Origin of the sequence: Microcella sp. (genome assembly GCF_019739195.1) — a bacterium.
GTDB lineage: Bacteria > Actinomycetota > Actinomycetes > Actinomycetales > Microbacteriaceae > Microcella.
Window position 1 is genome coordinate 1,254,627 of the sequence record NZ_JAHHDS010000003.1, and the last position, 13,611, is coordinate 1,268,237.

Annotated in this window: 5 protein-coding genes; 3 read left to right on the plus strand and 2 right to left on the minus strand. The window is 68.1% G+C overall.

What is annotated here, in order from left to right; translation table 11 throughout:
* Positions 1–31 precede the first annotated feature (31 nt).
* Together KL788_RS07900 and KL788_RS07905 are read left to right on the plus strand one after the other, a co-directional pair.
* A complete protein-coding gene (locus KL788_RS07900) occupies positions 32–547 on the plus strand; it encodes a hypothetical protein (protein ID WP_293170136.1) in 516 nt (171 codons plus the stop codon).
* Entirely contained in the window at positions 544–1,200 is a 657-nt protein-coding gene (locus KL788_RS07905; protein WP_293170138.1) for a DUF1684 domain-containing protein, read from the plus strand. Before KL788_RS07900 ends, KL788_RS07905 begins: the two co-directional genes overlap by 4 nt.
* A gap of 25 nt (positions 1,201–1,225) precedes the next feature.
* On the opposite strand, the gene KL788_RS07910 is transcribed toward KL788_RS07905, so the two are convergent.
* Positions 1,226–1,855 (minus strand): class I SAM-dependent methyltransferase, encoded by a 630-nt coding sequence (locus tag KL788_RS07910; protein WP_293170140.1) that lies wholly within the window; start codon positions 1,853–1,855, stop codon positions 1,226–1,228.
* Positions 1,856–2,167: 312 nt separating this feature from the next.
* On the opposite strand from KL788_RS07910, the gene KL788_RS07915 reads away from it, so the two are divergent.
* Entirely contained in the window at positions 2,168–3,730 is a 1,563-nt protein-coding gene (locus KL788_RS07915; RefSeq protein WP_293170142.1) for a DEAD/DEAH box helicase, read from the plus strand.
* A gap of 103 nt (positions 3,731–3,833) precedes the next feature.
* On the opposite strand, the gene KL788_RS07920 is transcribed toward KL788_RS07915, so the two are convergent.
* The gene (locus KL788_RS07920; protein ID WP_293170143.1) at positions 3,834–13,520 is read right to left on the minus strand and encodes a DUF5979 domain-containing protein; all 9,687 of its coding nucleotides are present in this window, start codon (positions 13,518–13,520) and stop codon (positions 3,834–3,836) included.
* Between the last annotated feature and the right edge of the window lie 91 nt (positions 13,521–13,611).

A 13,611-nucleotide genomic window follows, 5' to 3' on the forward strand; every position in this document is an offset into this window, starting at 1 on the left:
CGATCGTATCGACGTGCCGCAGACTGAGCGCATGCGCGTGAGACTCGATCTGCTGCTCGACTGCCCGCCCGATGCGGCGTGGGAGGCCGTGCACTCCCCCGCCGTGTTCCGCGCCGTGTCGGGGCCCTTCACGAAGGCCGACTCGCTCGAGCCCGTTGGGTTTCCCGAGCGCTGGGCTGACACCGAGCACCGGGTTCGGCTGCGTCTGCTCGGAGTGCTGCCGATGGGCACTCAGCTCATCCGGCTGCGCGATGAGACCCGCGCAGACGGCACCCGCATCGTGCACGATGAAGGCGGCCCTCTAGGTGGGGCGATGAGCGTCGTCACCAGCTGGCATCACCGCATGGCGATCAGCCCCGACCCCTCCGCGCCGGATGCCCGCACGCGATTTCGCGATGCCCTCGATGTCGGCGCCGGCGTGCTGACGCCGTTCGCGTGGCTGGGGTTCTGGATCTTCTGGCAGCTGCGCGCGCAGAAGCTGCGACGGCTCGCGCCGGGGTGGGCCGTGCAGTTCGGAACGCCGAGCCCACGGGATGGCGCGTCGTGAGCGCAGCATCCAGCACCCCAGACCGCGCCGTGAGCGCCCTCGCCGTCGCCGACTGGCGGCGCCGCACGGCCGCGCTCTATGCCGAACTGCGTTCCGCGACCGACCTGCCTGCCGCGCACGACCACTGGCGGCGCACGCGCGACGAGCTCTTCGCCCACCACCCCGCCTCGCCGCTGCTACCCGCCGACCGCGAGTCGTTCACGGGGCTACGCGTCAAGCCTTACGACCCGGCGTGGCGGTTCGAGTGCGTGATTCAGGATGCTGAGCCAGCGCGCATCGACGTCGAGACCGGCACCGACGGGGTCGTGCCGTTCGAGCGGCTCGGGCTCGTCGAGGTGCCCGGCGTCGGCTCGCTCGACGTCTGGCGGCTCGCCTCCTACGGCGGCGGACTGTTCGTGCCCGTGCGCGACGCCCTCTCGCGCATGCCCGGCGGTACCTACGGCGGTGGGCGCTACCTGCTCGACACCGTCAAGGGCGCCGACCTCGGCGGAGGCCGAGCGCCGTGGTCACTCGTGCTCGACGTCAACTTCGCCTACAACCCGTCATGCGCCTACGACGAAACCTGGGCGTGTCCCCTCGCGCCACCCGGCAACGTCATCGAGGTCGAGATCCCCGTCGGCGAGCGCTACGGCGACGGACGGCTCACGCTCTGAGGCCGGTCGTCAGACGATGCCGTGGTCAGCGCCGCGCGACCAGCGCAATGTCGTGCACCGTGATCGGCGCCGTCTCGCTGGGGCCGTCGACCTCTCGAGCGCGCGTGCTGGCCTCAGCGGTCGTGAACCCCGCGGCATAGGGCAGCAGATCGGATTCGTCGACGAGCAGATGAGCAGCGGGTCGCCCCACTCCCGATGTCGCGTCGCTCACTGCGTGTCCCACGAGCAGCAGAGTGCCGCCCGGCGCGACCGCGTCTGCAAGCCGCGCGAAGACAAGGTCGCGCTCGTCGACCGGCAGGTGCACGAAGAAAGCGATGACGAGGTCGAAGGCGCGACGCTCGGGCACCCACTCGCGCAGGTCGGCACGCCGGAACTCCGCGCTGCCCGCGAGCCCTAGCCCTCCCGACACCATGCGCGAGTGCGCTTCATCGCGGGCCCGGTCGATCGCCACGTCAGACACGTCGATGCCGAGCACCTGCCACCCGCGCTCCGCCAGCCAGAGGGCATCAGCCCCCTCTCCGCACCCGATGTCGAGCGCACGCCCTGTCGCGAGGCTCGAGACCTCGTCGACCAGCACAGGGTTCGGTGAGCTGCTCCACACGCGCGGCCGTGCCAGGTACCGCTCATTCCACCGGTCACGCGCTTCGTCGCTCATGTCTCTATTCTCGCGCGCGTCGCTTCGCGCAGCCATGCCGTCGGGGCGACCTGCTACGGTGGAGCCATAGGCAGAACTGTTCTCAGCTCTCCTGCGTCGTAGAACGCTTCCTCTTCCCGCTGCACGCGCACCGACTCGCGCATCCAGACGGTTCGATACTTTCTCACGGCGAACGATGTCGGCCATTGCCGCCGTCGCCACTTCGATTCCTGATGGCGCGCACGGGGTTACTGAACCCAGGCGCACCCACCGCATCCTGACCACTCGGTCGCGGATGCCGGGGATCACCCCTGTTCGAAAGGCACCACCAGAATGACCAGCAGTTCTTCCACCACCACCTTCAGCGCGCTTGGCGTTCCCTATCCGCTCGTCGAGGTTCTCGAGGCTCAGGGCAAGACCGAGGCCTTTCCGATTCAGGTCGACACGCTCGCCGACACCCTCGCGGGTCGCGACGTGCTCGGCCGCGGCAAGACGGGCTCGGGCAAGACCCTGGCCTTCTCGATTCCGATGGTCGCGCGCCTCGGCATGCGCACAGGCCCGGCCCGTCGCCCCATGAAGCCGCTCGGCCTCGTGCTCGCGCCGACCCGTGAGCTCGCTACGCAGATTCTCGCCGTGATCGAGCCGATGGCCGAAGCCTACGGCCTGCGCGCCATGACGATCTTCGGCGGCGTCTCGCAGGGCAAGCAGGTGCAACAGCTGCAACGCGGCGTCGACATCGTCGTCGCAGCGCCCGGCCGCCTCGAAGACCTCATGAAGCAGGGCTTTGTTTCGCTCGACTCTGTCGAGGTCACCGTGCTCGACGAGGCCGACCACATGGCCGACCTCGGCTTCTTGCCGGGCGTCACCCGCATCTTGAAGGCCACGCCCGTGCGCGGTCAGCGCATGCTGTTCAGCGCGACCCTCGACAACGGGGTCGACAAGCTTGTGAAGCAGTTCTTGCACGACCCCATCACGCACTCGGTCGATGAGGCGAACTCGCCCGTCGCCGACATGACGCACCACGTCTTCGAGCTCTCGGGCACCGACGAGAAGAAGCGCATGATCACCGCGCTCGCCTCGGGCAGCGGCCGTCGCATCCTGTTCATGCGCACCAAGCACACCGCCAAGAAGCTCGCGAAGCAGCTCACGGCCGACGGCATTCCCGCCGTCGACCTGCATGGCAACCTCTCGCAGCCGGCGCGTGACCGCAACCTCGCTGCGTTCGGCGACGGTAGCGTGCGCGTGCTCGTGGCGACGGATGTCGCGGCACGAGGTGTTCACGTCGATGACATCGAGCTCGTCATCCACGTCGACCCGCCCACCGAGCACAAGGCATACCTGCACCGCTCGGGGCGCACCGCTCGCGCGGGAGCCGCAGGCGACGTCGTGACGCTCGTGCTGCCCGAGCAGCGCCGCGACACCGCCGACCTGCTGCGCAAGGCCTCGATTCGCGTGCAGCCCCAGCAGGTCACCGCGACCTCGCCGGCCGTGACGCGCCTCATCGGCGACGTCGCCCCACGCGTCGCCGAGCACGAGCTTCCGGCCGTGCTCAAGCGCCAGCCCGAGGGCGGCGGCAGCTCGCAAGGCGCCAACGCTCAGCGCAAGCGCGCCAACCGCTCAGGCCAGGGCGGTCAGGGTGGCCAACGCAGCGGACAGCGCTCGTCGCAGGGCGGCCAGCGCTCGAGCCAGCGCCGCACCGACGTCGCCCCGACGCGCACCGCGTCGAGCGGCGCCGCACCGGCCGCTCGCAGCACCGACGCCCCGAGCGCGGCACCCGCGCGCGCCCGTCAGGGCTCGCGCCGCGCTTCGGCACCCAGCGGCGGCTCGTCAGGCGGAATCCGCGTCGGCCAGGTCGTGCGGTCGAACTCGACCGGCGGCCAACGCCGCGGACGCTGACCCGCGCCCCAGCAGCACCGAGCACGGCTCACGGGCCCCGGAAGAGCATCCGCTCCTCCGGGGCCCGGCCGTCTCTGCGCCTTCGCGCCGAGCGTCAGAGGGCCTAGTGAGCTGCGGCCCGTCGGCGAGCAATGGTCATCATGACCAGGCCGCCGAAGAGCAGTGCCGCGATCACCCAGAGCCACAGCATGATCTCGACGACCACGCCGGTCTCGGCGAGCGTGATCATGAACACGTTCGACAAGGTCGAGTCATTGAGGCCGTCGGCGAGCGTCAGGTCGCCGAGCTGCAGCACGCCGCCGAGCCAGACCAACTGCCCCGACGCCCCGCCGCTGTCGACCTCCGTGATCGAGCACACGGAGTTCGCCGGAAGGTTTTCGAACATGACCGTCGTGCCGTCGCGAATTTCGGAGGTCACCGTCGTCGGTGGCGCGACATCGCGATCGTCTTCCGCGTCGACCTCGTCGGTGCCGCCCAGGTCGTCGTTGACGATCGGCCAACCGCTCGGCAGCAGCGGAACAAGCACTCCGTCGCGATCCCACATGCAGGAGGTCTCGATGAGGAACACCGCGTCGCGCGCCTCGTTTGCGAAAGGCCCGGTCACGTCTTTTGTGATCGAGAACGCCGCAAGCAAGAACGTGTTCTCGATGCGGACCGTGTGGGTCTCTCCAGCCGCGACCGAGAACTCACCGTCGGTGGTGTCGCTGCGCGTCGCGCCGCCCGTGCGCGACTCGGTGACGGCGCACTCGGCGCCCGCCGGAATCTGATCCCAGCCGTTGCGGTAGCCGTTGAGCTCGGTGAGCTCTCGAGTGGCTCCGCCGGGAATCTCGAGCTCGGTCACCACGCCGTCGATCTCGAGCGTGCACGCGAGCGTCGCCTCGAACGGACCCTCGACGAAGATGCCAGTGCCATCGCCCGCAAAGGTCTTCTCGACCTCGACGGCGCCCACGTCGAACGTGTTCGTCACGGTGAAGTCCACCGGCTCAGCCGACACCGTCACCTCGTCGACGTCGACGCTCGTGCTCGTCGCTCCTGCCGTGCGGGTCTCGACGAGCGAGCACACCGCATCGAGAGGCAGGTCGGTGTAGGTCGCCCGGTAGAAGCCCTCCGACGTGAGTTCGCGCAGTGCACCGCCAGGCACCTCAACCGACTGCTCGACGCCGTCGACGTCGCGCACGCAGGTGAGCTCGACCTCGAACGGGCCGGCACCCCACGTGGCAGCGCCGTCACCGTCGCGCAGCTTTTCGACCTGCACCTCGCCGAGGGCGAAGGTGTTCGTCACGGTGGCTTCGATCAGTTCGTCGGCCACCACGACATCGGCGCTCAGGCCGTCGACGCTGCTGCCGTCAATGGTCACCGTCGTCGACGATGCTCCGCCGAACGCGGTCTCGGTAATCGTGCACAGCGCGCCCGTCGCGAGGTTCTCGATCGTCACCGGGTCATCACCCTGCACGAACGTGAACGAGTCGCTGAAGACGGTGCGCTCGCCGGTGCTGTCGTCGAGCACGCACGTCACGTCAATCTCGAAGGGAGCATCCGCCCATTCGGAGGCACCCTCCCCGACGACCGACTTGGCGAGCTCGATCGAGCCGACCGTGTAGTCGTTCTCGATCTCTGCCGTCGTCACCGTACCGAGCGTCACGATGGCGGAGTCGCCGAGGAACGTCGTTGAACTGCCGCCATTGACGGCGGTGACGACTCGCGTGTCAGCCGCATCCATCGTGTCTGTCTCGGTGATGGTGCAGTCGGCGCCGTCGGGCAGCCCGGCGAGCGACCAGGTCTCGCCATCGGCGAGATCGCGCTGCATCGGGGAGTCGACGTTGTAGCCGGTACCGAAGACGGCGTCGCCTTCGAACGTGCAGGCGACCGAGACCGGGAAGGGACCGTAGTCGATCGCCGCACCGTCGGCGTCGACCGCTTCGCTCGAGACAGACTTGGTGACCGAAAGACCGGCCAGCTCGAAGGTGTTCTCGACCTCGAGGGCGGGCTGAGGCTGGTCGTCGACCAGCTGCGTCTCGTCGACCGTCACCGTGAAGGTGACGCCCGTCGCCACATCGGCGGTGAGCTCGGCACCGTTCTCATCGAGGATGCGACTCGACGTCGCCCCTGCCGGGTCAGTCTCGGTGAGAGTGCACTCGGCTCCCGAGGGCAGCAGCGTGTAGCTCGCTGTGCCGTCGGCGAGCAGCTCGCGGGTCGCGCCGCCCGCGATGTCGACCGCGATGCCGTCGCGCTCGCAGACCAGTGTGACCTCGAAGGGTCCGTCGCCGTAGGTCGCGCCCGCGCCGAGCACGGTCTTGGTGACCTCGAGCTCGCCCGTGAGGTAGTAATTCTCGAGAGTGACCGAGCCGGGCGCCGCGGTGGTGACCACGATGTCTTCTCCTGTGATCAACTCGCCCTCAGAGTCGACGATGCGGTGCGCGTCGGCGCCCGTTGCGGGCACATCGACTTCGAACACCGTGCAGGTTGAGCCGTCGACGAGGTTCTCGATCGTCACGAAACCATTCGCCGGCACAATGACGTCACCGTCGAACGAGGTGCCGACGGTCGGCTCGGTGCAGACCACGTTGGCGGTGAAGGTCGCGGGAGCGAACTGCGTGCCACCGCCTCCGATGACGTCTTTCGAGATCGTGAAGCTCGTGACGCCGTAGCGATTGGTGAACTGCGCACTGTTGCGCGCGGCCGCGCTGGGTCCGTCTTCGGCGAGAGAGTCGATCGTCGTGATCGTGCCGTCGATCGAGGTCGACGTCGCGCCGACCGTGCGAGAGATCGACGTCGAATCGGCCTCGTGATCCTCCGTCTCGGTGACCGTGCAGGAGGCACCTGCGGGAAGACCCGTGAGGGTGCGAGTCTCGTCGTGCCGCAGCTCGAATTCCATCGGTGAGGCGCTGAACCCGGCGGCGAGCACCGTCGCACCCTGGAAGGTGCAGTCCACCTCGAACGAGAACGGGTCTACGGGGTAGACCGGCTGCCCTTCAGCGTCGACCGCGTCGGTGAGCACGGTCTTGCCGACGGTGATCGACGCCAAGGCGAAGCGGTTGGTGACCGAGCGCGATTGCGTCGGCGAGGCGGTGACGTTGACGCCGCCCTGTGTGATCACCTCTGTTGCTCCTGCACTGCCGGTTTCGGTCACCGTGCAGTTGGAGCCCACAGGGATGTTGTTGATCGTGCGGCTGAGACCGCTGGCGACGCTCAACGTGAACGATCCGTACCAGACCGAGGGCGAGACCGCCCCGGGCGGCAGCACGGTCGTCGCGGCAGTGCGGGTGCAGTTCACGAGCACAGTGAAGGTGCCGGTACCGTACTGCGCCGCGCCGGCTCCGGTGAGCACCTTGTTCACGGTCAGTGAACCGACCGGAATGCTGTTCGTGTAGGCGACCGCGTTGGTGGAAGCACCGAGCTCGGTGTCGGGCGAGAGGGTGACGACTGCCGTTGTCGCGTTCGGTTGCGATGACGACCCGCCGGTGGTGATGGTCTTGGTCACCGTGGCGCCCCTGGCCTGCGTCTCGATCACGGTGCATACGGCACCGGCGGGAAGCCCAGTGAAGGTGCGCGACTGGCCGTCGTTGAGCACAAAGGTCGACGGGGCCACAGTGATCGCCTGGGCTCCGTTGCCGCGATCGAAGGTGCACGCGATGCTGAACCGGAAGTCGGTCTGCATGACCGGCAGCCCCGCAGCGTTGAGCGCACCGTTCATGTTCACAGACTTCGACACGGTCAGGCTGGCGAGCTCGTAGGTGTTGGTCACCTCGCTCAACTCGATGGGGTCGCGCTCGGCGAAGGCGGGGCGAGGGTTGAACACGGTCGACGGGCTGTAGTCGAGTGACCGCACCGTGACCGTGTCGGGCAGCGCCGTCGTCGTCGTGGCACCCGTCGTGCCGACCTCGCTGATGTCGCACTCGGCATACAACGGAATACCGAGGATGCGCGTCGACGCGGCATTGCCGGTGATGGTGAACGGCGAACGGTTCGCACCGGTGCTGTCGAGCAGCGAGATGGGCACTCCGTCGACGGAGCAGGCAACCTCGATGTCGAAGTCACCCGGAGCGAAGGCGGCAGCGCCGCCGTCGACGATCTTGGCGAGATCGATCGCACCGGTGGCGAGCGCCACTCCGACCTTGCGGGGCTCAGTGACGAACCGGTAGGGCAGGTCGTTGTCGCCGTCGCGGCCGCGCGCGGCCCCTGCGATCGAGTTGTACGCGATCGAGTCGCGGGCAAGGTTGGCGTTCGTCTCGCGCAGCACGGGCTCGCGCGCCGTCTCGGAGCGGTAGACGATCGACACGTCGTCACCGGGCACGAGACCCTGGTCGGCGACGTCGACGCCGACCGTCAGGTCGATGACGAACTTGAGCGCGATGACGCTCTCGAGCAGCGCGGCGTCGGGCACGGCGGGCATGACCTGCCAGCCGGTCGTCGCGTTCGAGCGATCAGGCAGCCCGCCGGGCGAGCCACTGGTGATGCACGGCCAGTACTGCTCGACCATGGGCGGGTCAGAGCTCGGCGTCATGCCGAGCTCGAACTGGATGTCGGCGCCGTTGCAGGCGGGCGTAGCCAGGTTCAGGCGGTCGGTGTAGTAGACCGTCAGGGCTTCGTCGGGCCAGCCGACCAGGCGCGGGCGCTCGGTCAGAGTCGGCGCCCAACGCGAGCTGCGGGCATCGTTGATGATGACGCCGCGGTCGTTCTCACGCGGGAGAACGTCGATCGACACGATCTCGAACACGCGCACGTTACCGGCGTTGAAGAAGTTGCCGACCCATTCCTCGGTGCCACCCGGGCGCGTGATCGGCACACAGGGGTACCGGTAGTACTCCTCGCCGTTGACGGCGAGAGTCGGGTCGCTGCAGTCGACACCGTTGTTGACCGTGCGGATGATGCCGAGGTCGTCGAACGGCTCACCGGTGTCGGGATTGATCACGGGCAGGCCAGCCTCGTCGAGCGGACCGGCCTCGACACCCTTGACGCCCTTGACGATGTTCATGGGAGCGCTCGGGAGAGCCCACACCTTGGTCGTCGCCGTGCAGCTCTCGACCTGCAATTGCGGGTCGAGCTCGAGCACGCCGTTGGTCGAGTACTCGCAACGGTCGAACTCTTGGTCGCTCGTCACGATGGCGCTGTTGAGCACGAAGCCCGAGTCGACCGAGCCCGCCTCGAGGAACTGGCGGAACAGCAGTGGTGCGTCGATCGTCAGGGTCCATCCCTTCTGCAGCACGAATGCTGGGTCAGGTGTGATCGTGAGGGGCTGGCCACCCGGGCCGCTCGCCCCCAGCGCAGCCGTGAACGACGGCGCGGTCACCGGCTGGCCCGATGCGTTGACCACCGTGAGGGTGATGAGGTCTTCGGGGTCGAACGTCGTGTTCGTCTCGGGGTCGGTGCCGAGCACGAGCATCGGCCCGGTGGCGTCGACGGGAATCAGATCGACGATCTGCAGCTCGGCCAGGTCTTTGTCTTGACCCGTGCCGAGGTTACGCACCTCGATCTCGTAGGGGATTGGTGCGCCGAGCGTCAGCGGCCCGAACGGCGTCTTGACGACGCGCACCTCGGCCGGGCGGTGCTGGAAGAGAATCTGCCGGGTGTCGTCGTCAGTCGCCTGCCAGAGCGGAGCATCCGGGCTGTTATCGGCCCACGAGGTCACCGTGACGTCGTTCGTGAAGACGCCGATCTGCGACTCGCCCGGTGCGGGGGCCGTGTAGATGTAGAGCGTCGACGGAACCGGTTCGGTGCTCGGCTCGACGAGCAGGTCGCGGCGCGTCACCGTGAAGCGCACCGTCTGAAGAGGGTTGTACGGGCGCTCCCACGCGGCACCGTCAGACCGGGTGTAGTGGAAGCGGATGCCGCGGATGTCGGCGGTGGTCGCGCCGGGCGGCAGCGTCGGCAGAGCGAGAGTCGAGCCGAACGCGCCCTCGACCCAGCACGCGTCGAGCACGGCCGAGCCGTTGCACTCGACGGAGATGCCGTCGGGCCCGCCGAGCACGTAGTCGACTCCGACGAGCACGTCGACCTTGACGCGGTTGAGCGGGCTCGCGAACGAATGCGAACCGAAGCCGTTGAAGTTGTAGGCATTCCAGAACGAGGGCGAGAGGTCTTCGAAGACCATGTCGGTCGACCGCACGTTGCCTGAGGGCTGACCCGTCAGCGTGATCGTCGCGACGCGCGAGTTACCGTCGAACTGAGTGGCGGGAACGGTCGGCGTCGCCGTCGTGTCGGCCTGGATGCCCTTGGTGGCCGTCACACCGTACGACAGGTCTTCGACACGCACCTGCGCGCTGGCCTGAGCGGTGAGAGTGTTGACCGTCTCACCGACGGGCGGCTCGGAGAGTCCGCCCGGGTCGGTGATGGTGGCGCGCACGGTGTTTGCGACAACATCGCTGTTGACGCCGTCGACGCGTGTGCCGGGCGTGCTGCGCAGATCTTCTCGCAACTGAGTGTCGACGACGAGGCGGGTCGTGCCCTCGACCGCGATGCGGCCCGTGTGCACGACCTCGATGCCGACGACGTCGGCGAGCTGCGTCGAGGTGAGCGCGAGCGCGGCAGTGCGGGTGTACGAGTCGAACGCTCCCGACTCGCGCTCAAGCACCACGACCGTGTCGGTGGCGCCGCTCGGCACGGTGAGCGACACGATGTCGTAGAGGTTGACCGACTCGAAGGGGTCGGTGCCGGCGACGGGGTCGAGTATCGAGAGCTCGTCGACTCGCGAGACTGAGGTGTTCTCGGCGTCGATCGTCATGCGAGCGCGCGGGTAGAGAGCCTGCGGCGTACCGTCGGGCGGGGTGCCGAGCGGGCCGTCGACCCAGCTCTTCGTGACCTCGATCGTCAGCGGCTGGTCGAAGATCAGAATCGTGTCGCCTGCGGTGCGCGTGAGCAGCACGTTCGCGTCGGTGTCACGCCCGTCGAAACGCACGGTGTTGTCGACAACACCGAAAGCGCCCGTGTTGTAGAGCGCCTCGCGGGTCGAGCCCAGCACCGCGACGTCGGTGTCGGAGCGACGCACGTCGCGCACCTCGAAGACGAGGTCGAAGCGGCGGTCGAGACCCATTGAGGGGGCGACGCCCGAGCCGACTGGCGGCGCTGCGGGATTGGTTCCCACGCGCGACGATCGGGTCGGGCTCTCCTCGACGATCAGGCGCACGCCGGTCGCGGCCGCGCTCTCGGCGTCGCTGAGGGTGTAGCCGGGGAAGGTTCCGTCGCAGGCCGCGGGGCAAGGGTCGCCCGCTGCCCCGACCCAGCCCGAACCAGGCACGTAGAGCTCGACGGCGACGACGCGGTCGAAGGTCAGCAGAGCATCCATGCCGCTCGTGATCGCGGGGATGCGCACCAGATCGAAGGCTTCGAAAACGGTGTCGGCGACCGGCGTCGTCGCCGGGTCGCTCGCGGTGTCAGAGAGCACGACCGAGTCGAAGAAGGTGCCAGCGGTACCCCATGTGATGCGCGCCGTCGCCTGGTCGGCGCTGCGCGCGTTCACGGCCTCAAAGCCCGTGCTCGCGACCGGCTGCCAGTTCTTGGCAATCGCCGAGATGTTGCCCGTGCCCGTGCCGCTGCCGTCATCGGTCGGCAACAACTCGATCGGCGCGTCTGCCTCGTCGGTGGCCTCAGAGGGCGTCGCGACGGGGTTCGAGACCCGCGACTGCACGGTGTTGTCAATCTCGATCGTGTCGACGCGCGTCGGTGACGCGGCCTCGCCGGTGCCGTCACGCAACTCGTCGCGCAGAGCGAACCGCAGGTTCGGCTGCACGCTGAAACCCGGGTTGAGCAGAGTGCCGACCGTGTCGTAGTTGGCGTGCTGGTACGTGAAGCGCACACCCTCGATGTCAGGGCGCAGCGCCGGATCGACGACAGTGGTCAGGAAGGTCGGGCCGACGAGCCCGGCGGCACCGGGCAGCGCGTTCCAGGTGGCACCGTCGAAGTACTCGACCGTGAGGGTCGTGTTGGCGGGCACGGCCGTTGCGACGATGTCGGTGAGGTCGAAGTAGTTGTAGAAGTCGTCGGTGCCCGTGTCGACCGGGTCGGTGATGACGAGCGAGACCGAGCCCACGGTCGATGAGGTGGGGTCGACCGCCGTGGCCGGCAAGGGCGTGATGCTGCTCGGCAGCGAGATGAGAGTCGTCGCGCCGGCAATGCCGTAGATCGTGTCGGGCGTAATGCTCTTCTCGACGAGCGTGTTCACGCGCGAAGTGCGGCGCGTGAGGTCGTCGGAGGCGACGGCCGATGCCGTCTGGTCGTCGAGTGCGACGACATCGACGCGCACCTGGTTCGTGGTGGTGACATCGCTCACGACCGGGTCGGTGAGCACGAGGAACGGCAACGAAGCGTACTGACCGGGCGTCATGCCCCCGGGTGCGGTGCTGAGGAACCTGACGCGGATGCTCTGCACGAGCGCAGCATCCGTGGGTGCCGGAAGGGTGTCGACGGTCGTGGTGACGATCGGCGCGCTGAAGTCTGCGTCGCCCTCGTACCAGTAGCTCACCTCGGCGCTCGTCGCGCTCACGGGCCACTCGATGTCAGCAGTGATCCAGCTGTCGAAGCTCAGGCCCTGGTCGGCGAGGGAGGTCGTGCCGGGCGCCGGTTCGGTCAGCGTGAGCTCTTTGAGCGCGAAGTCGCCGCCGTTCTGGCCGCCGATGGTGGCGCGCTCGAGCGCGCCGCCGACGACGTAGGGGTTCTCGAAGAGCTTCGTCGCGATAGGCGAAACGCTCGAGGGGTCGAGACGGATGGTGTCGGCGGCGGGCTCAGGCGTCGTTGTCGTCGCGTCGAAGCGCACCCACGAGCTCGCGGTGTTGGTGAGGGTCAGGGTCGATACGAGTGCGGCGGCCGTCGACGTCAGCTCGCCCTCGATCGTGATGCCACCCACTGCGCCGCGGTCGACGCGGCCCGTGCTCGACGAGAAGGCGATGCGGATTCCGCGGATGTCGGCGGTGTCGACGCCGACCGGTAGCGCGGCCGTCGCGGCCGCCGTGCCGGTGTTCCAGTCGGTGCCGTCAAACCAGTCGATGCGCACGCGGTCGGCGCCGGCGGGCAGATCAAGATCGCTCAGACCCGTGATTTCGATGTAGTCAAGAATCGTCGACGAGGTGTCGGCGGGCTCTTGAATGACCAGCTCGTCGACCGAGCCGTTGCTCGTATTGGTCGCGCCCAGCGCGAACTCGGCCGCGCGGCCGAGGGCCGCAGGGCTCGATTCGGGCGTCACGGTCTTGGTGGTGTCAGAGCCGAGCACGCGCGGCACCGTGAGCAGCACCTGCGCGCTCGATTCGACGAGGTTCGGCCGCGGCGGGTCGAGCGTGAGATCGGCTCGGTTCGTCACTGTCACCTGTGCGGTGTTGTCGAGCAGCTCGCCGTCGAAATCGGCCGAGAGGTCGGCAGGAACGGTCGCGGTGGCATTGAGCTGGATGCCCGTACCGGCCTGCATGCCGGTGAAGCCGCCCCCCAACTCGTCGATGACCTCGACGGTGAAGTCGTTGCCCGAGATCTGGATGTCGATCGGCGGGTTTTGCGTCGCCATGGTGACCGACTGCAACACGAGCGGAGCGGGAATCGTGTCGGCGAGGGTCAGATCGAGGCAGTCGGTTTCGAGCGACGAGCAGTTGATCGTGAACTGGTACGTGATGGTTCCGCCGGCGGCGACTGCTGTCGGTGCAGCGGGAATTGCGTCTTTTTCGAACTGGATGAGTACGGGCTCGTCAGGGTCGCCTTCGGCAGCCACGGCGGGCTGGAACGCAATGAAGGGCGTGAAGAGCGTGACGAGCGCGAGTGCCGCGATACCCGGCAGCAGTCGGCGCGTGCGGCGTGATGAAGACGTAGTCATGGTGTGCGTTTCCCCCCCGGGTGACTCCGGAGACGCGTGACGGGGGCACTGTTCCGAAGACGTGAAGACGGCTCGCCACTAAGCGAACCAC

Coding starts and splice junctions, on each gene's coding strand:
- KL788_RS07900 (WP_293170136.1), top strand. CDS start 32: ATGCGCGTGAGACTCGATCTGCTGCTCGACTGCCCGCCCGATGCGGCG.
- KL788_RS07910 (WP_293170140.1), bottom strand. CDS start 1,855: ATGAGCGACGAAGCGCGTGACCGGTGGAATGAGCGGTACCTGGCACGG.
- KL788_RS07915 (WP_293170142.1), top strand. CDS start 2,168: ATGACCAGCAGTTCTTCCACCACCACCTTCAGCGCGCTTGGCGTTCCC.
- KL788_RS07920 (WP_293170143.1), bottom strand. CDS start 13,520: ATGACTACGTCTTCATCACGCCGCACGCGCCGACTGCTGCCGGGTATC.